This is a genomic window from Scleromatobacter humisilvae (assembly GCF_023231945.1).
Lineage (GTDB): Bacteria > Pseudomonadota > Gammaproteobacteria > Burkholderiales > Burkholderiaceae_C > Scleromatobacter > Scleromatobacter humisilvae.
Genome location: NZ_JAJLJH010000001.1, coordinates 1,633,227 through 1,654,082, shown reverse-complemented (window position 1 = coordinate 1,654,082; position 20,856 = coordinate 1,633,227). Strand labels below are relative to the sequence as shown.

Here is a 20,856-nt window from a genome sequence, read left to right as displayed (position 1 = left end):
GGGCGCTCAGCCCACTTGCTTCGAGCGACGGCGGGCCAGGCCGCCGACGATGCCCAGCCCGGCCAGCATCAGCGCGACCGAGCCGGGTTCCGGCACGACCGACACGTCGACGGCCACGGAGCCGCTGTTGTCGGCGAAGTTGCTGTCCCAGTAGAACAGCTTGAGGTCGCCGGTGGCGTTGGCCGCGCCGGCGAAGCTGGTGCCGACGGCGAAGTAGGCGCCGTTGCCGATCTGGCCGACGAGCTCGCCGAACGCGAAGCCGTCGAAGATGCCGAAGTCCTGGCCGATCAGGGTACCGGCGGCCTCGCCCGATTCGTCGGTGCCGGTGGCGAACAGGTTGCCGGTCAGGCCGTTGGCGTTGGACCAGCGCGGCAGCGCGCCTGCGCTCCAGAGGTCGCCCGCGCCCGCGGTGACGGTGAAGGCCTGGCCCGCGGTCAGCGCGATGCCGGTGTCCAGGCCGGCGCCGGCGCCGGAGTTCCAGGAGTCGGCCAGGGCATCGACGTTGAACACGGTGCCGGCGTTGGCGGCGCCGGCCAGCAGCAGGCTCGCGGCGACGGCCGTCATTGTCTTGATCATGGGAAACCCTCCGTGGTGGCCATTACAGCCGTTGACAGTCGAGTCATTTCAATTCAAATGCTGCGGCCGCACATCCACAAAAAGTTGAGATCATCAGCAATCGCCGGCAAACAATGCGCGAGCAGGATGGGTCCACAACGAGAGGCGAGGGTTCATGGGCACGACAAAAACGGGGCGTCCAGCCAGGATGCCGGGCGCGAGCGAGGGCGAGCGCAGTGCGGGTGTCGAGGCGGTGGCGGGGCGCGCCGCGCCTCCGCTGCCTGCCAACATCGAGCTGGCGGCGCTCGACGACCAGCTCGCCTACTGCGGCCCCGAGCGCCGCACCGGGCCCGCGGCGAGCCTGGCGCAGTTGCTGGCCTGCGTCCTCGACGAGGTCGACTACGGGCTGCTGATGCTGTCGGCTGACGGCTTCGTGGTGCATGCCAACCAGGCGGCGCGGAACGAGCTGGCGTCGACGACGTCGCTGCGGCTGGCGCGCCAGCGTCTCGTGAGCCGCACGGCGTCGGAGCAGCGCCAGCTCGATGCCGCGCTGGCCGCGGCGCGCGACCAGGGCCTGCGCACGCTGCTGACGATCGCCGCCGGCGGCCACGGCCGCGTCGGCCTGTCGATCGTGCCGCTGCCGGTGGCCCTCACGCAGGCGCACGCCGGCCACGCGGTGCTGATCTCGTTCGAGCGCAGCCGCATCGCCGAGACCCTGTCGATCGACGCCCACGCCCGCGAGCATGGCCTGACGACGCGCGAGCAGCAGGTGCTGGCCGCGCTGTGCGAGGGCCTGCGTGCCAAGGAGATCGCCGCGCGCCTGGAGATCGGCGAGGCCACGGTGCGCACCCACGTCAACAACCTCAAGGCCAAGACCGGCTGCGCCAGCATCGTCGACATCGTCAAGCAGGTCTCGCGGCTGCCGCCGATGGTGGCGGCCTTGCGCCCGCGAACCGGCGGCGCGGCGCGGGCCGACCTGGCCTGAGACACGGGGCATGTTCGCTATCCGCGATGGCGCATGACCGTCGCGGCGAAATCTGACACGATGTCGACTGCTTCGTCCTCGCCGCCGGCTCCCATGGGTTTCCTGACCACGCACGTCCTCGACACGATGAACGGCTGCCCCGCGGCCGGCATGCGCGTCGCGCTGTATCGCATCGATGGCGACCTGCCCACGCTGCTGCGCGAGGTGGCGCTCGACGCCGACGGCCGCGCCGGCGGCCCGCTGCTCGAAGGCGGCGCGTTCCACGCGGGTCGCTACCGGCTCGCGTTCGAGGTCGGCGCATATTTCCGCGCGCGCGGCATCGCGCTGCCCGAGCCCGCGTTCCTCGATCGCGTGCCGCTCGACTTCGGCATCGCCGACGCGTCCTCGCACTACCACGTGCCGCTGCTCGCGAGCCCGTGGTCGTACTCGACCTACCGCGGCAGCTGACGCCGCCCCTGGCGCGGCTCTTGCATCGCCTGCACGCATGGATCCCTACCTCCTCGACTGGATCAACTTCCTGCTGCGCTGGGCGCACGTGATCGTCGCGATCGCGTGGATCGGCTCCTCGTTCTACTTCGTGTTCCTCGATTCCAGCCTCGTCGAGCCGACCGACGCGGAACTGCGCGAGAAGGGCGTCGGCGGCGAACTGTGGGCCGTGCACGGCGGCGGCTTCTACAACCCGCAGAAGTACCTGGGCGCGCCCAGGCAGTTGCCCGAGCACCTGCACTGGTTCTACTGGGAAAGCTATTCGACCTTCCTGACCGGCTTCGCGCTGTTCACCGCGATCTACCTGTTCCAGGCCGACACCTTCCTCATCGACCCGCGCGTGCACGCGTGGACGCCCGCGGCCGCGATCCCGTGCGCGCTGGCCTTTATCGTCGTGTTCTGGCTGGGCTACGACGCGATCTGCCGCCTGTTCGACCAGGGCGACCAGCGCGTCGCCGGGGCGCTCGTCGCGCTGCTCGTCGCCTTCGCGTCCTGGCTCGCCTGCGACCTGTTCGCCGGACGCGCCGCGTTCGTGCTGGTCGGCGGCATGCTGGCCGCGAGCATGAGCGCCAACGTGTTCTTCTGGATCATCCCGGGGCAGCGCAAGGTCATCGCGCAGATGAAGGCGGGCGAGCCGGTCGACCCGGCGCACGGCCGGCGCGCCAAGCAGCGCAGCGTGCACAACACCTACTTCACGCTGCCGGTGCTGGCCGCGATGCTCAGCAACCACTACGCGTTCCTGCACGGCGCCGCCGGCAACTGGATCGTGCTGGTCGTGATGATGGCCGCCGGCGCATTGATCCGGACGTCGTTCGTCGCGCGCCATCGCGCGCTGGTGCTGGGCAGGCGCGTGCCGTGGGAGTACGCGATCCTCGGCTGCGCGCTGCTGGTGGGCCTCGGCGTCTGGCTGAAGCCGGCGCCGATCGCCGCGCCGGTGGCGTCCGCACGCGCGCCTGCGCCCACGTTCGCTCAGGTGCAGGCCGTCGTCAAGGAGCGCTGCAGCCTGTGCCACAACGCGCAGGTTGCCAACAAGGGCGTGCGCCTGGACGCGCCGGACCAGATCCTCGCGCACGCGCCGCAGATAGTCCAGCAGGCCGTCGTGCTCAAGGCGATGCCGCTGAACAACGCCACGCAGATCACCGACGCCGAGCGCGGGATGCTCAAGCGATGGTACGAGGCCGGGGCGAAGCCGGACTGAGCGTCTCGGCGTGTTCCGTGGCGTGCTGCATCAACTGCGCGACGACCGCCAGCGCGATGATCTCGGGCTGCTTGCCCGTGATCCCCGCGATCCCCACCGGGCACTGCATCCGCGCGATGCGCTCGTCGCTCATCCCGCGCTGCTCGAGCCGATGGCGGAAGCGCTCGCGCTTGGACTTCGAGCCGATCACGCCGACGAAGCCCGCGTCGTCGCGCCGCAGCGCGGCTTCGACGATGCGCAGGTCCAGCGCGTGGTCATGCGTCAGCACCAGGAAGAACGCGCCGGCCGGCGCCGCGGCGACCTCGGCTTCGGCGCCGTCGGCGACGCGGCGCCGCACGTTGTCGGGCCACGGCGTGCCCAGCGTCGTCGTCGGCTCGAAGGCGTCGTCGCGCTCGTCGATCCAGTCGCAGTGCACGTCCAGCGTCGCCAGCAGCGTCGCGATCGCGCGGCCGACGTGGCCGCCGCCGTGCATCTGCAGGTGCATCAGCGGCGGGCTCGCCGGCCAGCGGGCGATCGCGCTGTCGTCCAGCAGCGCGTACTCGACCTCGACCACGCCGCCGCAACACTGGCCCAGCGCGGGCCCGAGCGGGTAGCGCTCGCGGCGCGCCTGCGTCTCGCGCGCGGCGAGCATTGCCCGCGCCGCCGCCAGCGCCTTGAATTCGAGGTGCCCGCCGCCGATCGTGCCGATCGCCTGCACGGCCGAGACCAGCATGCGCGTGCCCGCGCCCCGCGGCGCGGAGCCGCGCGCCTCGACGATCTCGACGACCACCGCCGGCGTTCGCTGCTCCAGCCAGTGCATCGCGGCGAGGCGGGTGTCGCGGTCCATGGCGTCAGTCCCTCGCGCGAACCGCGTCGATGGCGGCGAGGATCGCCTCCGGCGTCGCGGGCGCGCGCAGCGGCGGATCGATGCGGTGGCCAGCGGCCGCGGATACGGCATCCCGTATCGCCAGGAATACGGAGAACGCCAGCAGCAGCGGCGGCTCGCCGACCGCCTTGCTGCGATGGATGCTGTCCTCGACGTTCTCGTTGTCGAACAGCGCCACGTTGAAGACGGGCGGGCAGTCGTTGGCGGTCGGGATCTTGTACGTGCTCGGCGCGTGAGTCGTCAGCAGGCCCGTCTTCGGGTGCCACACGAGCTCCTCGGTCGTCAGCCAGCCCATGCCCTGGATGAACGCGCCCTCGATCTGGCCGACGTCGATCGCCGGGTTGAGCGAGCGGCCGACGTCGTGCAGCACGTCCGCGCGCAGCAGGCGCCACTCGCCGGTGAGCGTGTCCACGGCGACCTCGGACACCGCCGCGCCGTAGCTGAAGTAGTAGAACGGCCGGCCCTTCGTCGCCTTCGGATCCCAGCGCAGGCCGGGTGTCGCGTAGAAGCCGTCCGACCACAGCTGCACGCGGTCCTCGTAGGCTCGTCGCACCAGATCGGGGAACGGCAGCACCGTGTCCTGCACCCGCACGGTGTCGTTTTCGAAGACGACATCGGCCGCGACGCCGCCGAAGGTGCGCGCGGCGAAGTCGGCCAGGCGCTTGCGGATCGTCAGCGCCGCGGCCTGCGCGGCCTTGCCGTTCAGGTCGGCGCCGGTCGACGCCGCGGTGGCCGAGGTGTTGGCGATCTTCTGCGTGTCGGTGGCCGTCGCGCGCACGCGGCCGTAGGCGACGCCCAGCTCGTGCGCGACGACCTGCGCCACCTTGGTGTTGATGCCCTGGCCCATCTCGGTGCCGCCGTGGTTCACGAGGATCGAGCCGTCGACATAGACGTGCACCAGCGCACCGGCCTGGTTCAGGTGGCGCACGTTGAACGAGATGCCGAATTTCACCGGCGTGAACGCGAGCCCGCGCTTGATCCACGGGCTGCGCGCGTTGAACGCGGCGGCGGCCTCGCGCCGCGCGCGATAGCCGCTGCTCGCCACGAGCGCGTCGGTCAGCGGGTCGAGGATGTTGTCCCTGACCGGCTGTCCGTAGGGCGTCGTGTCGCGCTCGCCGATGCCGTAGTAGTTGGCGCGCCGCACGTCCAGCGCGTCGAGCTGCAGCCGGCGCGCGATCGAGTCGAGGATCACCTCGGTGACGATCGCCCCCTGCGGCCCGCCGAAGCCGCGGAACGCGGTGTTGCTCTGCGTGTTGGTCTTCGCCGAGAAGCCGTGCAGCTCGACGTCGGGCAGCCAGTACGCGTTGTCGACGTGGCACAGCGCGCGCGTCATCACCGGGCCGGACAAATCCGCCGAGTGCCCGGCGCGCGAGATCAGCGTCATCGCCAGGCCCAGCACGCGGCCCGCGTCGTCGAAGCCGACCTCGTAGTCGTACGAGAAGCAGTGGCGGCGGCCGGTGATCAGGAAGTCGTCGTCGCGATCCAGCCGCAGCTTCACCGGCCGGCCCGTGCGCCGCGCCGCGATCGCCGCGACGCAGGCGAACAGTCCCGACTGCGATTCCTTGCCGCCGAAGCCGCCGCCCATGCGCCGGCACTCGACGTGCACGTGGTGCGACTTCAGGCCCAGCGCGTGCGCGACCAGGTGCTGCATCTCGGACGGATGCTGCGTCGAGCAATGCAGCTTCATGCCGTCGTCCTCGGCCGGCACGGCGTAGCTGATCTGGCCTTCGAGGTAGAACTGCTCCTGGCCGCCGACCTCCAGCGCGCCGGCGAGCCGATGCGGCGCCGCGGCGATCGCGGCGCGCGCGCCGCCTTCGACCGTGTCGCGCGCCAGGTGGATCGCGGGGATCACGTACTGGCCGCGCGCATGCGCCTCGCGCTGCGTCAGCACGGGCTCGAGCGGCTCGATGTCCAGCACCTCGCGCGCCCGCGCCGCCGCGCGTCTCGCGTCCCCGCGCGTGCGCGCGACGACCGCGAACACCGGCTGGCCGACGTGGCGCAGCTCGCCGTCGGCCAGGATCGGATCGTCGTGCAGGATCGGCCCGCAGTCGTTGTGGCCGGGGATGTCGGCGGCGCAGAACACGTCGACGACGCCCGGCAGCGCGCGGATCTTCGCGAGATCCATCGAACGCAGCCGGCCGTGCGCGACGGGCGACAGCCCCAGCGCGGCGTGCAGCGTGCCGGCCAGCTCGGGGATGTCGTCGATGTAGGTGGCCGTGCCGGCGACGTGCAGGTGCGCCGACTCGTGCGGCCGCGGCGTGCCGACGCCGGCGCTGGCGTGCGGCGGTTCGAGGTGGCGCGGGGCGGTTGCGGTCACGCCACGCTCCAGATCGATGTCGCTTCCGATGCCGCCGTGCCGCCCTGCGTCTCCAGCCAGAAGCGCTGCAGCAGGTTCTGCGCGACGCGCAGCCGGTACGCGGCGCTGGCACGCATGTCGTCCAGCGGCGTGAAGTCGCGCGCGAGCGCGGCCTGGGCGGCGGCCAGCGTCGCGGCGCTCCACGGCTGGCCGCGCAGCACGGCCTCGGCCGTCGCCGCGCGCCTGACGACCGCGGCCATGCCGCCGAAGACGAGGCGCACGTCGGCCACGCGTTCACCGTCCAGCGAGATCGCCAACGCCGCGAAGACCGCCGAGATGTCGGAGTCGAAGCGCTTGCTGATCTTGTACGCGCGGATCGTGCGGGCCCACGCGGTGTCCGGCACGACGATGGCCTGCACGAACTCGCCGGCCTCGAGGCGGTTGGCCTGGTAGCCGGTGTAGAAGTCGTCCAGCGGCACGCGCCGCATGCGCTCGCCCTGGCGCAGCTCGAGTTGCGCATCGAGCGCCATCAGCACCGGCGCCGAGTCGCCGATCGGCGAGCCGTTGGCGACGTTGCCGCCCATCGTGCCGGCGTGGCGGATCGGCGGCGACGCGAAGCGGCGCCAGGCCTCGGTGAGCGACGGCGCGCGCTGCGCCAGCGCGGCCCAGGCAGCCTCCAGCGAGGCGCCGGCGCCGATGCGCAGCTCGCCGGCGTCGTGCGCGATCGTCTTCAGCTCGTCGACCTCGGTGACGGAGATCACCTCGCCCAGGTCGCGCAACTGCTTGGTCACCCACAGGCCGACGTCGGTGCCGCCGGCCACGAGACGCGCCTGTGGCGATGCGGCATAACGTCGCGCCAGCTCGGCCAGCGTTCGCGGCGCGCCGGAAGCGTCGGCTATCGCGCGCAGTGCCGCGATCACGGGCGCCGTGTCGAGGGCGACAGGCGCGTGGTCGAACATCTGCTGGCCGGCGTCCAGGATCGGCCGGTAGCCGGTGCAACGACACAGGTTGCCGGCGAGCTCGTCGGCCAGTTGCGCGCGGTCGGGGCGCGTGCCGGCGGCGCCGTGGTTCTCGTAGCTCGCCCACATCGTCATCGCGAAGCCGGGCGTGCAGAAGCCGCACTGCGAGCCGTGGCAGTCGACCAGCGCCTGCTGCGCCGGATGCAGGCCGCGCGGGCCGCGCAGGTCCTCGACCGTGAACAAGGCCTTGCCGTGCAGCGAGGGCATGAACCGGATGCAGGCGTTGACCGGGCGCAGCCGCAGCCCGCGCACGGCCTGGCCGGGCGAGTCGGTGTGCTCGGGCAGCTCGCCGACCACCACCGTGCAGGCGCCGCAGTCCCCCTCGTTGCACCCTTCCTTGGTGCCGGTGCGGCGGTGGTCCTCGCGCAGCCAGTCGAGCACGCTGCGCGTGGCGGGCACGTCCGGCAGGCGCACGATCTCGCCGCGATGGAAGAAACGGATCTCGCGGGACAGGCCGTCGGACGGGGGCGCGCTCATGATGATGAAACTTACCTCTGCGGGGAGCGTTCTGAATATACTCGTCCTGATATCGACTATCCGGCAGTCCTTATGACGCTGCGCACGGAGTTCGACAAGATCGAGCTTCACCTCATCCGCGTCCTGCACACCTTGATCACCGAACGCAGCGTGTCGCGCGCCGCCCTGCGCCTGCAAAGCTCCCAGCCGGCGGTCAGCGCCCAGTTGAAGCGCCTGCGCGAGCTCACCGGCGACCCGCTGCTGGTGCGCGCCGGCAACGGCATGACGCCCACCGCCTTCGCGCAGCAGATGCTGGCGCCGGCCACCAACCTGCTCGGCGAGGCCGACCGCCTGTTCAGCCAGCGCACGCGCCGCACCGGCTTCGACCCGCAGACCAGCACCACCACGTTCCGCATCGCGGCCAGCGACTTCATCGACCCCGGCTTCCTGCCGCAGCTCGTGCTGACCTTGAAGCAGCGCGCGCCCCAGGTCAGGATCGAGCTGCTGACGCTGTCGCGCCACTTCGACTACCGCCGCAGCCTCGCGCAGGGCGAGGTCGACCTGGTGATCGGCAACTGGCTGACGCCGCCCGACGAACTGCACCTGGGCCGGCTGGTCAGCGACGAGGTGGTGTGCCTGGTGGCCGAGGATCACCCGATCGTGCGCGCGGGCGTCGGCCGCGGCTGGACGGTGGAGCGCTACCTGTCATGCGAGCACGTGGCACCCATGCCCAACTACGAAGGCGCGCGCGGCGTGATCGACGACCACCTCGCCAAGCAGGGCCTGCCGCGCGACATCGCCGTGCGCAGCGCGCACTTCGCGCTGATCCCGGCGATGGTCGCCGGCAGCCTGCTGGTGCTGACCACGGGCCGCCTGTTCTGCCAGCGCTACGTCGGCGTGCTGCCGGTGCGCATCGTGCGTTGCCCGGTCAACTTCCCGCCGCTGGCCTACTACCAGCTGTGGCACGACCTGACCCACGAATCCGCGTCGGTGCGCTGGCTGCGCGAGTGCGTGCGCGACGTGGCGCGCAACGTGGCCAGCCCGAGACCGGGCGAGGTGGCCTGAGATGACGGCCGCCCCGCCCGCTCGCGTCGCGCTTCGCGGCGACCTGCTCGATTTCACCGCCGCCCCGGCCTGGGGCGACGTCGATCCCGCCGGCGTGCGCTTTCGCGCGGATCACTGGCTGCTGATCGAGTCTGGCCGCATCGCGGGCGCGGTGCCCGGCGACCAGCCGCCCGGCGACGACTGGCTCAAGCACGAATACCCCGGCCGCCTGATCCTGCCGGGCTTCATCGACACGCACGTCCACAGCCCGCAGCTGGACGTCATCGCCAGTTACGGCAGCGCGCTGCTCGACTGGCTGGACACGCACACCTTCCCGGCCGAGGCGCGCTACGCCGAGGAGCTCGTCGCGCGCGAGGGCGCGGCGCGCTTCCTCGACGCGTTGCTGGCGCACGGCACGACCAGCGCCGCGGTGTTCCCGACGGTGCACAAGGTCAGCGTCGACACGCTGTTCGAGGCGGCGCAGGCGCGCGGCATGCGACTCATCGCCGGCAAGATCCTGATGGATCGCAACGCGCCGCCGGAGCTGGTCGACGACGTGGCCGAGGCCGAGCGCGAATGCACCGAGCTGATAGGCCGCTGGCACGGCGTCGATCGCCTCGCCTACGCGGTGACCGTGCGCTTCGCCCCTACCAGCACGCCCGGGCAGCTGGCGATGGCCGGGCGGCTCTGCACGCGCCACCCGGGCGTCTACATGCAGACGCACCTGGCCGAGAACCGCGCCGAGGTCGACTGGGTGCGCGAGCTGTTTCCGGAAGCACGCAGCTACCTGGACGTCTACGCCCGGAACCAGTTGCTGAACGACCGCAGCGTGTTCGCGCACGGCATCTGGCTGGACGCCGACGACCGCGCCGCGCTGGCCGGCGCGGGCGCGCAGATCGCGCACAGCCCGTCGTCCAACCTGTTCCTGGGCAGTGGCCTGTTCGACTGGCGCGCCAACATCGACGCCGGCGTTGCCGTCAGCCTGGGCTCGGACGTCGGCGGCGGCACCAGCCTGTCGATGCTGCGCACGATGGCCGACGCCTACAAGGTGCAGGCGCTGCGCGGCGAACGACTGACCGCGTGGGTCGCGCTGCACGCGGCCACGCGCGGCGCCGCGCACGCGCTGCGCCTGGCCGGCGAGATCGGCAGCCTCGAGGCGGGCGCCGTCGCCGACGTCTGCGTGTGGGCCGTGGCGGTGGGCAGCGTGGCCGTCCAGCGAGACAATTTGGCACGCGGCTTGCATGCGAGACTCTTCGCCTGGATGACCCTGGCCGACGACCGCAATCTCGTCGACGCCTGGGTCGCCGGCATCCGGCGCGCCTGACAACCTGCCCGATACTTCGCATCCCGTTCCGCCGATTTCGCAGCCCGCCCGATGCTTCGCCTCGAACTCATCGACATCAGCAAGCAGTACCCCGCCGTCAAGGCCAACGACCGCATCCGCCTGCGCGTCGAGCCGGGCGAGATCCACGCCGTGCTGGGCGAGAACGGCGCGGGCAAGTCCACGCTGATGAAGATCATCTACGGCGCGGTCGAGCCCGACGAGGGCGAGATGGTGTGGGACGGCAAGCAGGTCGAGATCCGCGATCCGCGCGAGGCGCGCGCGCTGGGCATCGCGATGGTGTTCCAGCACTTCAGCCTGTTCGACACGCTCACCGCGGCCGAGAACGTCTGGCTGGGGCTGGACAAGTCGTGGTCGCTGGCCGACGTCACGCAGCGCATCAGCGAGGTGGCGCACGAATACGGCCTCGACGTCGACCCGTTGCGACCGGTGCACACGCTGTCGGTGGGCGAGCGCCAGCGTGTCGAGATCGTGCGCGCGCTGCTGACCAAGCCCCGGCTGCTGATCCTCGACGAGCCCACGTCCGTGCTGACGCCGCAGGCCGTGCAGGCGCTGTTCGTCACGCTGCGCAAGCTCGCCGACGAGGGCTGCAGCATTCTCTACATCAGCCACAAGCTCGACGAGATCCGCGCGCTGTGCCACAAGTGCACGGTGATGCGCGGCGGCAAGGTGACGGGCGAAGTCGACCCGCGCCAGGAGACCAACGCCAGCCTGTCGCGCCTGATGATCGGCGCCGAGCCGCCGCAGCTCGATCACAAGACGGCCACGCCGGGCGAGCAGGTGCTGGACGTGCGCGCGCTGTCGCTGGCGCGCACCGGCGCGTTCGGCGCGGACCTGGCGGACGTCTCGTTCGACGTGCGGCGCGGCGAGATCCTCGGCATCGCGGGCGTGTCCGGCAACGGGCAGCAGGAGCTGATGGCGGCGCTGTCCGGCGAGGACACGCGTTCGCCGCCCGACGCGATCCGCCTGTTCGGCCAGCCCATCGGCGGCCACTCGCCGCGCCGCCGGCGCCACGAGGGCCTGCACTTCGTGCCCGAGGAGCGGCTGGGCCGCGGCGCGGTGCCGTCGCTATCGCTGGCGCAGAACACCTTGCTCACGCGCACCGAGGCGGTGTCGCCGTTCGGCTGGGTGTCCGTCAAGCGCACGGTGGCGCTCGCACAGCAGCTGATCGAGCGCTACAACGTCAAGGCGGGCGGGCCGGACGCGACGGCCAGGAGCCTGTCCGGCGGCAACCTGCAGAAGTTCATCGTCGGCCGCGAGATCGACGCGGCGCCGAAGCTGCTGATCGTGTCGCAGCCCACCTGGGGCGTCGACGTCGGCGCCGCGGCGCAGATCCGCGGCGCGCTGCTCGCGCTGCGCGACGCAGGTTGCGCGGTGCTGGTGGTGAGCGAGGACCTCGACGAGCTGTTCGAGATCTCCGACCGCCTGGTCGTGATCGCGCGCGGCCGCGTGTCGCCGTCGGTGCCCGCGGCGCAGGCCACGCGCGAACAGGTCGGCCGCTGGATGAGCGGCCTGTGGCACGACGCCGCGCAAGAGGAGGCGCTGCATGCTGCGGCTTGAGACGCGGCCCGCGCCGAGCAAGGCGATGGCGCTGCTGTCGCCGCTGATCGCGCTGGCGATCACGGTCGTGGCCGGCAGCGCGCTGTTCGCGCTGCTGGGCAAGGATCCGGCGAGCGGGCTGGCGATGTTCTTCGTCGAGCCGTTCCGCGGCGCGTATGCCATCTCCGAGCTGTGCGTGAAGGCGACGCCGCTGATGCTGATCGGACTGGGGCTGGCCGTCTGCTACCGCGCCAACGTGTGGAACATCGGCGCCGAGGGCCAGTTCGTGCTGGGCGCGATCGCGGGTTCGTGGGTGGCGATGCATGCGACGCCGGACTCCAGCCACTGGATCGTCGTGCCCATCCTGCTGGCCGGCATCCTGGGCGGCATGGCGTGGGCTGCGATCGTGGCGTTTCTCCGCGACAAGGCCAATGCGAGCGAGATCCTCGTCAGCCTGATGCTGGTCTATGTCGCCAACCAGCTGCTGAACTATCTCGTCTACGGCGACTGGAAGGATCCGGCCGGCTACAACTTCCCGCAGACGATCACCTTCCTCGACGCCACCAAGATCCCGCGCCTGTTCACGGGCCTGCGGGTCAACATCGGCTTCGTCGCGGCGCTGCTGTCGGTGGGCACGTTCTGGCTGTTCCTGTTCCGCGTGTACGGCGGCTTCCAGATGCAGGTCGGCGGCCTGGCGGCGGCGGCGGCGCGCTATGCGGGCTTCTCGTCGCGGCGCGCGCTGTGGGGGGCGCTGCTGATCTCGGGCGGCATGGCCGGCCTCGCGGGCGCGTTCGAGGTCGCCGGCCCGGTCGGCCAGCTGACGCCCTACGTGCCGGCGGGCTACGGCTTCGCCGCGATCATCGTCGCCTTCGTCGGGCGCCTGAATCCGGTCGGCATCCTGTTCTCGTCGCTGCTGATGAGCCTGTTCTACATCGGCGGCGAGCTCGCGCAGTCGCGGCTGGGGCTGCCCAAGTCGATCACCGGCGTGTTCCAGGGCATGCTGCTGTTCGCGCTGCTGGGCAGCGACACGCTGATCAACTACCGCGTGCGCTGGCATGCCGCGCATCCGGCGCATCCGGCCAAGGGCACGAGCGCCTGATGGACACCTACGCACTCCTCCTGGCGGCCACGCTCAACGCCGGCACCGTGCTCGCGATCGCGGGCCTGGGCCTGCTGGTCAACGAGCGCGCGGGCATCGTCAACCTCGGCGCCGAGGGCATGATGCTCGTCGCCGCGATCGCCGGCTTCGCGACCGGCGTGCACACCGGCAGCGACTGGCTCGCGTTCGGCGCCGGCGCGCTCGCCGGCGCGACGATGGCCGCGGCCTTCGGCGTGCTGGTGATCTGGCTCAACACCAACCAATATGCGACCGGCCTCGCGCTGAGCCTGTTCGGCAGCGGCTTCTCGGCCTTCGTCGGCATCCGCTACACGCAGGAGCGGCTCGGCACGCGACCGCACTTCGCGATCCCCGGCCTGAGCGACATCCCGTTCTTCGGGCCCGCGCTGTTCCGCCAGCATCCGATGGTCTACCTGACGATCCTGTTCACGCTGGGCCTCGCGTGGTTCCTCTATCGCTCGCGCGCCGGGCTCGTGCTGCGCGCGGTCGGCGAGTCGCCGGAGTCTGCGCACGCGCTCGGGTATCCGGTGCGGCGCATCCGGCTGCTCGCGGTGACCTGCGGCGGCGCGCTGTGCGGCGTCGCGGGCGCCTACATCTCGGTGGTCTACACGCCGTTGTGGGTCGAGGGCATGGTCGCCGGCAAGGGCTGGATCGCGCTCGCGCTCACCACCTTCGCCACATGGCGGCCGTCGCGGGTGCTGCTGGGCGCCTACCTGTTCGGCGGCGTCACGATGCTGCAGTTCCACCTGCAGGGCGAGGGCGTGGCCATCTCCAGCCAGTTGCTGACGATGCTGCCCTACCTCGCCACGATCGTGGTGCTGGTGCTGATCTCGCGCAATCCGGTCTGGATCCGCACCAACATGCCGGCGTCGCTCGGCAAGCCTTTCTTTCCCGGTCGCTAGCTCAAACCAAGAGGAGATATCCCATGACGACATCCACCCGGCGCTCCGTGCTCCGCACCACCGCCTGGAGCAGCCTGGCGGTCGCCGCCGCGCTCGCGGGCTGCAACAAGAAGGACGACGCGGCGCCGGCCGCCGCCTCGGCCCCGGCCGCCAGCACGGCCGCCGCGCCGGCGTCGGCCGCGTCGGCGCCGCTGAAGGTCGCCTTCGCCTACCTGGGCACCGTGGGCGACGGCGGCTGGACCTTCGCGCACGACAACGGCGTCAAGGCCATGCAGAAGGAGCTCGGCAGCCGGGTCGAGGTCAAGACCGTCGAGAGCGTGCCCGAGTCCGCCGACGCGGAGCGCGTGTTCCGCGACATGGTCGCCCAGGGCAACACGCTGGTCTTCGGCACCAGCTTCGGCTACATGGAGCCGATGCTGAAGGTGGCCGCCGACAACAAGGGCGTGAAGTTCGAGCACGCCACCGGCTACAAGACGGCCGACAACATGAGCACGTACGACAACCGCACCTACGAGGGCGCGTACATGGCCGGCGTGATCGCGGGCGGCATGACCAGGACGAACACCATCGGCGTCGTCGGCTCGATCCCGATCCCCGAGGTCATCCGCAACATCGACAGCTACACGCTGGGCGCGCAGAGCGTGAACCCGAAGGTCAAGGTCAAGGTCGTGTGGGTCAACGAGTGGTTCAACCCGCCCAAGGAAACCGAGGGCGCGCAGTCGCTGATCGACGGCGGCGCCGACGTGCTGCTGCAGAACACCGACTCCAGCGCCGTGCTGCAGACCGCCGAGAAGAACGGCAAGTACGCGTTTGGCTGGGACTCCGACATGACGAGCTACGGCCCGAAGGCGCACCTGGCCTCGGCCGTCAACAACTGGGGCCCGTACTACATCAAGACCGCCAGGGACGTCATCGCGGGAACGTGGAAGCCGGGCCGCACGTGGTGGGGCGTCAAGGAAGGCGCGATCGACCTGGTGTCGATCTCCGACAAGGTGCCGGCCGACCTGAAGGCCAAGGTCGACACGGTCAAGGCCGGCCTGAAGGACGGCTCGTTCGCGATCTGGAAGGGCCCGATCGTGTCCAACGACGGCAAGGAGCAGGTCAAGGCCGGCACGACCGCCGACGACGCGTTCCTGGGCGGCATCAAGTTCTTCGTCAAGGGCGTCGAGGGTCAAGTCCCCGGAGCGAAGTAACCCGACGCCTCCCGCCGTTGGCGCTCGAACCTCACCTCGAAGTTCAAGGGAGCGCTGGAACCGGCTCTGCCGGGCCAGTCGCGGACAGCCCCCTCGGGGGGCAGCGAGCGCCAGAGAGCGTGGGGGCTCTATTTCGTCAGGGCGTCGAGCTCGTCGGTCAGTCGCGCCATGCGCGCCACGAGCGCGCGGTAGGGAGCGGGCGTGGCCATGTCGAGGCCGGCCTTCTTCACGACCTGGTACGCGTCGTCGGAGCCGCCGGCGCGCAGCATGTCGAGGTAGCGGGTGCGCAGGGCGTCGTCGCCCTTCTCGATGCCTTCGGCGAAGTAGGCCGCCGCGCTGATCGACGTGGCGTACTGGAACACGTAGTAGTCGGTGTAGAAGTGCGGGATGTATTCCCACTCGGTGCCGTACAGGTCCTCGATCTTCATGACGCCTTGCGCGTCGCCGTGGTAGCGGCGCAGCAGGTCGAGGTAGATCTTGCTCAGGTCCTCGCCGGTCAGCGGCTGGTCCTTCTCGATGGCCTCGTGCGACTTCAGCTCGAACTCGGCGAACAGTGCCTGGCGGAAGAACACGGTGCGCAGGCTTTCGAGCTGCATCGCGAGCGCGTAGATCTTCTCCTGCCTGGTCTTCGCGTTCTTCGCGACGTAGTCGCCCAGCAGCATCTCGTTGGTGGTCGACGGGATCTCGGCGACGAAGATGCCATAGTTGGACATCTCGTACGGCTGCTTGGCGTCGTCGAGCACCGTGTGCATCGCGTGGCCCCACTCGTGCGCCACGGTCGTGACGCTCTCGTAGTTGTTGTTGAAGCTCATGAGCACGAACGGATGCACGTCGTAGGCGCCCGGGTTCATGTAGGCGCCGGAGCGCTTGCCCTTGCGCGGCACGGCGTCCATCCAGCCTTCCTGGAAGTGCTGGCCCAGCGCCTTGACGTAGTCCTCGCCCAGCGGCGCCACGCCCTTCAGGGTCAGCGCCTCGGCCTCGCCCAGCGTGTAGGTGCGCGGCGCCTTCACGAGCTCGGCGTAGATGTCGGAGTACTTCTGTTCCTTCAGGCCCAGCAGGCGGCCGCGCAGCTTCAGGTAGCGCTGCAGCGTCGGCAGGCCGGCGTTGGCCTCGGCGACCAGGGTACGGTAGACGGTATCCGGCGTGTTGTCCTGGCTCAGCTTCGACTGCAGCGAGGTGTCGAACTTGTGCGCATGCGCATCGAACACCACGCCGCGCAGGTGCGCCACGTAGATCGCGCCGATCGTGCGCTGGAACGACTTGTAGACGGGGTAGAACGAATGGAAGACGAGCTCGCGCACCTTCGGGTCGCCGTCCTCGCGCAGCTTGACGTAGGTCTCCTGGTCCAGCGTCACCTTCTTGCCGCGCACCGTGATCGTCGGCCACGGCAGGTCGGCGTTGGACAGCAGGCTGTAGATCTGCTGCGGCTGCGACAGCGGGTCCGCCGCGCCGGCCATCAGGGCCTCCTCGCTGGCCGACAGCGTGTGCGCGGCCAGGCGCAGCATCGTGTGCAGCGCATAGGCGTGCGGCGCGAGCTTGGGCTCGGCGGCGATGTAGCCGTCGACCTTGGCCTGGCCGATCGCCGCGACCTCCGGCGCTTCCCACGCGGTGGCCTGCGCGACCTGCGCCTGCAGCGCGTTCGACTGCTGGCGCAGCGCCTCGTTGGCGGTGACCTGCGTGTCGGCGTCGGCCTTCAGGCTGGCGTAGGCGTCGAGGCGGTTGACCTCGCGGTTGACGTCCGAGATCGTCTGCATCGCGTGCAGCAGACCCGCGGCGCTGGCGCCCATCGTGCCCTGCAGTGCCTTCAGTTCCGGCAGCCGCGCGATCACCTTCTCGCGCGACGCCTGCCAGGCGGCGTCGTCGGCGTACAGCGACGTGAGGTTCCACAGCGCGGGCGGGCTGGCTGCGGTGTCGGCGGCATGGGTCAGCGGCGCGGCCAGGGTGGCGAGCGCGGCGGCGAGGGCGATGGCAGAGAGTTTCATGGTGCTCGAGAAGTGGCGGAAAACGTCAACGCGGGACGATACGCCGGGTCCAGGCCGCGCGCGGGCGGCGGCGCGACGAATTGCAGAACAAGGGGGCTCAACCGCGGGAGAGGAAACCCGCATCGGGCGACTACCGAGCCGCGGGCATATCCATTGCCTCGACGCCGCCTGTTGCCGTCGAGCAGCCCCGTCTTGCCGCCGCGAGGCGCGAGTCGATGGCCTTCGTTGCCGATCGCCCGCACAACTTTTCCAGGATGTCCGCTTCATGAAGCCCACCGCCAGCCGCCTGATCAGGGCGCTCGCCGTCGCGTTCCCCGCCGTCGCGTCGGCAGCCCAGGATCCGGCGTCGTGCGTCGGCCTCGACGACGCGAAGCGGCTCGCCTGCTACGACGCGATCTACCGGCCCGTGCCGTCCGCCGTCCAGCCGATCGTCCCGCCCGTCGCGCGCGACGAGCCGAGCGCGCGGGAACAGGTCGCCACCGCGCCGAGCGGCAGGGGACTCGAGGCCGGCGACTACCTCGCCAAGTTCTGGGAGCTGGCTCCGGAGGACAAGCGCGGCACCTTCGTCGTGCGGACCTACCAGCCGAACTTCCTGCTGCCGGCGCACTACTCGACCAGCATCAACCGCGCGCCATCCAGCCCCACGCATCCCGACGGCGGCAGCTTCCCGCAATACCGCCAGACCGAGGCGGAGCTGCAGCTGTCGCTGCGGGCCAAGGCGCTCGAGAACGTCGGGTTCTCCAACGCGGACGTGTGGCTGGCGTACACGCAGCAGTCGATCTGGCAGATGTGGAACGGCCAGGACTCGGCGCCGTTCCGCAGCAGCGACTACCAGCCCGAGGGCTTCTACGTCGTGCCGATCCCCGACAAGATGGGCGACCTCGGCGGCGGCTGGCGCTGGCGCATGGTGCAGCTGGGCGTCGCGCACGAGTCCAACGGCTACGGGCTGCCGCTGTCACGCAGCTGGAACTACGCCTACCTGGGCACCAACTTCACCCGCGACGATTTCGCGCTGCGCGCGCGCTTCAACCAGCGCCTGGGCGAGCAGGGCGTCGACGACAACCCGCACATCGCCGACTACATCGGCAGCACCGAACTCGGCGTCGCCTGGCTGCCGGGCGAGACGACGATGCAGCTGACCGCGCGCACCTCGTTCAAGGACTGGAATCGCGGCTCGCTGAAGTTCGAGTGGACGCGACCGGTATGGTCGGCCAAGCCCGACGGCCTGCGCTGGTACGTGCAGCTGTTCTCCGGCTACGGCGAGACGATGCTGGACTACAACCACCGCCAGACCAGCATCGGCCTGGGCTTCACGCTGTTCCAGCTGTGAACGTGTAGACCGACGTGCTGCGATAGACCTGCCCGGGCCGCAGCACGGTCGTCGGCCACTCCGCATGGTGCGGCGAGTCGGGACTGTGCTGCGGCTCCAGGCAGATCGCGTCGCCGCGCTGGTAGGCCTCGCTGTCGTGGCCGACGAGCGTGCCGTCGAGGAAGTTGCCCGAGTAGAACTGCAGCGCCGGCTCGGTCGTGTGCAGTTCCATCGCGCGGCCCGAGGCCGGGTCCTCCAGCCGCGCGGCCAGGCGCAGCGTGTCGATGCGCGCGTCGTCCAGGATCCAGTTGTGGTCGTAGCCGCCCGCGATCGCGAGCTGCGCGTGCGCGTCGCCCAGGCGCGCGCGGATGCGGGTGGGCGCACGGAAGTCGAACGGCGTGGCGTCGACCTCGGCGATGCCGGTGGGGATCAGGCTCGCGTCGACCGGGTTGTAGCGGCTCGCGGGCAGCGTCAACACGTGATCGAGCGCGCTGCCGCGGCCGGCGAGGTTGAAGTAGTCGTGGTGGCTCAGGTTGACGACGGTGGCGCGGTCGGTGGTGGCCCCGTAGTCGACGCGCCAGCTGCGATTGGCGCCCAGCGAATAGGTGACGAGCGTCTCGACGCGGCCCGGGAAGCCTTGCTCGCCATCCGGGCTCACGTGGCGCAGCGTGACCGCCGGCCCGCCGAGCGCCGCGTCGTGCTCGCGTGTCGATTCGATCTCCCACAGCCGCGTGCCGAAGCCCTCGGTCCCGCCATGCAGGCAGTTCGTGCCGTTGTTGCGCGAGAGCGCGTGCGTCTCGCCGTCGATCACGAGCTCGCCGAGCGCGATGCGGTTCGCATAGCGGCCGACGATCACGCCGAAGAACGGATTGCGATGGACGTAGTCGTCGAGGTTGTCGAAGCCGCGCACGACGTTGGCGGCGACGCCGTCGCGGTCGGGCACCCACAGCATCGTCACGATGCCGCCCAGCGTGATCAGGCTCAGCGTGAGGCCGCCGTGCGACAGCGTGATCTCGTGGACGACGCGGCCGTCGCCCAGGTGGCCGTATTCGCGCTGATGCAGGCGGACGGCGGGATGTTGGCTCATGTGAAGCTCCGGCTCTGGAGTCGTTGGGAATGCGCGTCGAACAGGGAGTCCCGGGCGGCGGCCAGCGCCTGCATGCGCTTCGCGTGCTTGAGCCAGCGCCCGCGGCGCCAGCGCTGCAGCATGTAGAGGCCGCGCAGCCACTCGTCGGCGATCAGCGCGATCCACACGCCCACCAGCCCGAGTCCGAAGTGCGTGCCCAGCAGCCAGGCGCCGAACAGCATGATTCCCCACTGCGAGATCAGCCCCGCGGCGAGCGGGAAGCGGCTGTCGCCGCTCGCGCGCAGGGCGTTGATCAGGATCAGGTTGAAGCTGCGCCCCGGCTCCAGCAGCAGGCCCATCACGATCAGCGTGCGGCCCAGCGAGACGATCTGCCCATCGGCGGTGAACATGCGCAGGACCCAGGGCGCGATCAGCGCGAACACGCACGCCACGCCCATCGTCACGACCAGCCCGAGCCGCATGTTGGCCAGGCATTGCACGCGCGCCTCCTCGAAGCGGCCGGCGCCCACCAGCCGGCCGACGATGATCTCGTTGCCGATGCCGATCGACAGGCACGCGAGCATCTCGATCGACGCGATCTGCATCGTGTAGGCCTGCGTGGCCAGCGTGCGCTCGCCCATGCGCGCGGTGAGCGCGGTGATGATCATGAACGCACCGAACCAGCTGATGTTCTCCAGCACCGCGGGGAAGCCGAGCGCCAGCAGCCGGCGCAGGTCGCGCAGGCGGATCGAGACCAGGTCGCGCGCGCGCAGCCGCAGTCCGATGCGCAGGTTCACGAGGATCCACAGGGCGACGCACGCGAGCAGGCGGCTCGTGGCGGCGGCGATCACGATGCCGATGACGCCCAGCGCGGGCAGCCCCGCGATGCCGAAGATCAGCAGGAAGCTCAGCCCCGCGTTGACCGCGTTCTGCGCGAGGATCACGAACATCACCTCGCGCGTGTGGCCGTGCGCGCGCAGCACCGCGCACAGCGCGTAGTTCATCGACTCCAGGAACAGCGTGCCGCCCATCCACTGCAGGAAAGGCAGCGCGAAGACCATCAGCGGCGGCGTCAGCTGCGCCCAGCGCAGCAGCGTCGGCGCGGTGAACGCGAGCACGAGGCTGAACAGCGCGCCCAGCCACAGGTTGGTCGACACGGCGCCGCGCGCGAGCCGGCGCGCGCCGTCGCGGTCGCCCAGGCCCAGATGGTGCGTGGTCGCGATCGACGCGCCCACCGCGAGCACGTTGAAGCCCATCAGGAAGATCACCAGCACCTGCCCGGCGCTGCCGAGGCCGGCCACGGCGTTGTCGCCGATGCGGCTGGCCATCAGCGTCGAGACCACGCCGGTCAGCATGTGCAGCGACTGCTCGGCGAAGATCGGCCACGCGAGCTTCAGCAGCCCGGGCTCGGGCGCGCCGGGGGCGCGGTCGCCGGGCAACTGGGAGACGGTGGTCATGTCGTCAGCTTAGCGGCGAACGGTTACGGTCGATTACCAACGGTG

General features: G+C 70.7%; 17 protein-coding genes. 10 read left to right on the top strand and 7 right to left on the bottom strand.

Annotated features, from left to right (window positions below; genetic code table 11):
• Positions 1–6: 6 nt before the first annotated feature.
• Positions 7–576, bottom strand: coding sequence for a PEP-CTERM sorting domain-containing protein (locus LPC04_RS07845; protein ID WP_275681619.1), 570 nt, complete (start codon positions 574–576; stop codon positions 7–9).
• Between the two features lie 154 nt (positions 577–730).
• Between LPC04_RS07845 and LPC04_RS07840 the strand changes: the two genes are divergently transcribed.
• The 3 genes from LPC04_RS07840 (at position 731) to LPC04_RS07830 (ending at position 3,224) form a co-directional block, all read left to right on the top strand.
• Positions 731–1,540 (top strand): helix-turn-helix transcriptional regulator, encoded by an 810-nt coding sequence (locus LPC04_RS07840; protein ID WP_275681618.1) that lies wholly within the window; start codon positions 731–733, stop codon positions 1,538–1,540.
• Between the two features lie 93 nt (positions 1,541–1,633).
• Positions 1,634–1,987 (top strand): hydroxyisourate hydrolase, encoded by a 354-nt coding sequence (uraH, locus tag LPC04_RS07835; RefSeq protein WP_275681617.1) that lies wholly within the window; start codon positions 1,634–1,636, stop codon positions 1,985–1,987.
• A 37-nt stretch (positions 1,988–2,024) separates the two neighbouring features.
• On the top strand, positions 2,025–3,224 hold the full coding sequence (locus LPC04_RS07830) for a urate hydroxylase PuuD (protein ID WP_275681616.1): 1,200 nt from the start codon (positions 2,025–2,027) through the stop codon (positions 3,222–3,224).
• Here LPC04_RS07830 and xdhC read toward each other — a convergent pair.
• The 3 genes from xdhC to xdhA are packed head-to-tail and all read right to left on the bottom strand — an operon-like array spanning position 3,187 to position 7,881.
• Positions 3,187–4,050 carry a xanthine dehydrogenase accessory protein XdhC gene (xdhC, locus tag LPC04_RS07825; protein ID WP_275681615.1) on the bottom strand — a complete coding sequence of 288 codons (864 nt, stop codon included), beginning with the start codon at positions 4,048–4,050 and terminating at the stop codon, positions 3,187–3,189. The genes LPC04_RS07830 and xdhC overlap by 38 nt on opposite strands.
• Positions 4,051–4,054: 4 nt before the next feature.
• The gene (xdhB, locus tag LPC04_RS07820) at positions 4,055–6,406 is read right to left on the bottom strand and encodes a xanthine dehydrogenase molybdopterin binding subunit (protein WP_275681614.1); all 2,352 of its coding nucleotides are present in this window, start codon (positions 6,404–6,406) and stop codon (positions 4,055–4,057) included.
• Positions 6,403–7,881, bottom strand: coding sequence for a xanthine dehydrogenase small subunit (gene xdhA / locus LPC04_RS07815; protein ID WP_275681613.1), 1,479 nt, complete (start codon positions 7,879–7,881; stop codon positions 6,403–6,405). Before xdhA ends, xdhB begins: the two co-directional genes overlap by 4 nt.
• 72 nt (positions 7,882–7,953) lie before the next feature.
• Between xdhA and LPC04_RS07810 the strand changes: the two genes are divergently transcribed.
• From LPC04_RS07810 to LPC04_RS07785, 6 genes are read left to right on the top strand one after another with little or no spacing between them, the layout of a single operon-like run.
• The gene (locus LPC04_RS07810) at positions 7,954–8,925 is read left to right on the top strand and encodes a LysR family transcriptional regulator (RefSeq protein WP_275681612.1); all 972 of its coding nucleotides are present in this window, start codon (positions 7,954–7,956) and stop codon (positions 8,923–8,925) included.
• Position 8,926: 1 nt separating this feature from the next.
• Positions 8,927–10,228 (top strand): guanine deaminase, encoded by a 1,302-nt coding sequence (gene guaD, locus LPC04_RS07805; RefSeq protein ID WP_275681611.1) that lies wholly within the window; start codon positions 8,927–8,929, stop codon positions 10,226–10,228.
• Between the two features lie 51 nt (positions 10,229–10,279).
• Complete coding sequence (locus LPC04_RS07800) at positions 10,280–11,806, top strand: ABC transporter ATP-binding protein (protein WP_275681610.1); 1,527 nt, start codon at positions 10,280–10,282, stop codon at positions 11,804–11,806.
• The gene (locus LPC04_RS07795; RefSeq protein ID WP_275681609.1) at positions 11,793–12,884 is read left to right on the top strand and encodes an ABC transporter permease; all 1,092 of its coding nucleotides are present in this window, start codon (positions 11,793–11,795) and stop codon (positions 12,882–12,884) included. The genes LPC04_RS07800 and LPC04_RS07795 overlap by 14 nt, the downstream gene beginning before the upstream one ends.
• Positions 12,884–13,804, top strand: coding sequence for an ABC transporter permease (locus LPC04_RS07790; RefSeq protein WP_275681608.1), 921 nt, complete (start codon positions 12,884–12,886; stop codon positions 13,802–13,804). Before LPC04_RS07795 ends, LPC04_RS07790 begins: the two co-directional genes overlap by 1 nt.
• Positions 13,805–13,827: 23 nt before the next feature.
• Complete coding sequence (locus LPC04_RS07785; protein ID WP_275681607.1) at positions 13,828–14,997, top strand: BMP family ABC transporter substrate-binding protein; 1,170 nt, start codon at positions 13,828–13,830, stop codon at positions 14,995–14,997.
• A 128-nt stretch (positions 14,998–15,125) separates the two neighbouring features.
• On the opposite strand, the gene pepF is transcribed toward LPC04_RS07785, so the two are convergent.
• A complete protein-coding gene (gene pepF / locus LPC04_RS07780; protein WP_275681606.1) occupies positions 15,126–16,979 on the bottom strand; it encodes an oligoendopeptidase F in 1,854 nt (617 codons plus the stop codon).
• 265 nt (positions 16,980–17,244) lie between these two features.
• Between pepF and LPC04_RS07775 the strand changes: the two genes are divergently transcribed.
• The gene (locus LPC04_RS07775) at positions 17,245–18,309 is read left to right on the top strand and encodes a phospholipase A (protein ID WP_275681605.1); all 1,065 of its coding nucleotides are present in this window, start codon (positions 17,245–17,247) and stop codon (positions 18,307–18,309) included.
• Here the strand turns inward: LPC04_RS07775 and LPC04_RS07770 are convergent.
• Complete coding sequence (locus LPC04_RS07770) at positions 18,290–19,375, bottom strand: aldose epimerase family protein (protein WP_275681604.1); 1,086 nt, start codon at positions 19,373–19,375, stop codon at positions 18,290–18,292. The two genes, LPC04_RS07775 and LPC04_RS07770, sit on opposite strands and share 20 nt — an antisense overlap.
• On the bottom strand, positions 19,372–20,811 hold the full coding sequence (locus LPC04_RS07765; protein WP_275681603.1) for an MATE family efflux transporter: 1,440 nt from the start codon (positions 20,809–20,811) through the stop codon (positions 19,372–19,374). The genes LPC04_RS07770 and LPC04_RS07765 overlap by 4 nt, the downstream gene beginning before the upstream one ends.
• Between the last annotated feature and the right edge of the window lie 45 nt (positions 20,812–20,856).

Bases quoted from the DNA above. Each gene is read 5' to 3' on its own strand.
- LPC04_RS07765 (WP_275681603.1), bottom strand. From the start codon at position 20,811: ATGACCACCGTCTCCCAGTTGCCCGGCGACCGCGCCCCCGGCGCGCCC.
- LPC04_RS07840 (WP_275681618.1), top strand. From the start codon at position 731: ATGGGCACGACAAAAACGGGGCGTCCAGCCAGGATGCCGGGCGCGAGC.
- LPC04_RS07800 (WP_275681610.1), top strand. From the start codon at position 10,280: ATGCTTCGCCTCGAACTCATCGACATCAGCAAGCAGTACCCCGCCGTC.
- LPC04_RS07845 (WP_275681619.1), bottom strand. From the start codon at position 576: ATGATCAAGACAATGACGGCCGTCGCCGCGAGCCTGCTGCTGGCCGGC.
- LPC04_RS07785 (WP_275681607.1), top strand. From the start codon at position 13,828: ATGACGACATCCACCCGGCGCTCCGTGCTCCGCACCACCGCCTGGAGC.
- LPC04_RS07795 (WP_275681609.1), top strand. From the start codon at position 11,793: ATGCTGCGGCTTGAGACGCGGCCCGCGCCGAGCAAGGCGATGGCGCTG.
- LPC04_RS07810 (WP_275681612.1), top strand. From the start codon at position 7,954: ATGACGCTGCGCACGGAGTTCGACAAGATCGAGCTTCACCTCATCCGC.
- pepF (WP_275681606.1), bottom strand. From the start codon at position 16,979: ATGAAACTCTCTGCCATCGCCCTCGCCGCCGCGCTCGCCACCCTGGCC.
- xdhA (WP_275681613.1), bottom strand. From the start codon at position 7,881: ATGAGCGCGCCCCCGTCCGACGGCCTGTCCCGCGAGATCCGTTTCTTC.
- uraH (WP_275681617.1), top strand. From the start codon at position 1,634: ATGGGTTTCCTGACCACGCACGTCCTCGACACGATGAACGGCTGCCCC.
- xdhC (WP_275681615.1), bottom strand. From the start codon at position 4,050: ATGGACCGCGACACCCGCCTCGCCGCGATGCACTGGCTGGAGCAGCGA.
- LPC04_RS07790 (WP_275681608.1), top strand. From the start codon at position 12,884: ATGGACACCTACGCACTCCTCCTGGCGGCCACGCTCAACGCCGGCACC.
- guaD (WP_275681611.1), top strand. From the start codon at position 8,927: ATGACGGCCGCCCCGCCCGCTCGCGTCGCGCTTCGCGGCGACCTGCTC.
- LPC04_RS07775 (WP_275681605.1), top strand. From the start codon at position 17,245: ATGAAGCCCACCGCCAGCCGCCTGATCAGGGCGCTCGCCGTCGCGTTC.
- LPC04_RS07770 (WP_275681604.1), bottom strand. From the start codon at position 19,375: ATGAGCCAACATCCCGCCGTCCGCCTGCATCAGCGCGAATACGGCCAC.
- LPC04_RS07830 (WP_275681616.1), top strand. From the start codon at position 2,025: ATGGATCCCTACCTCCTCGACTGGATCAACTTCCTGCTGCGCTGGGCG.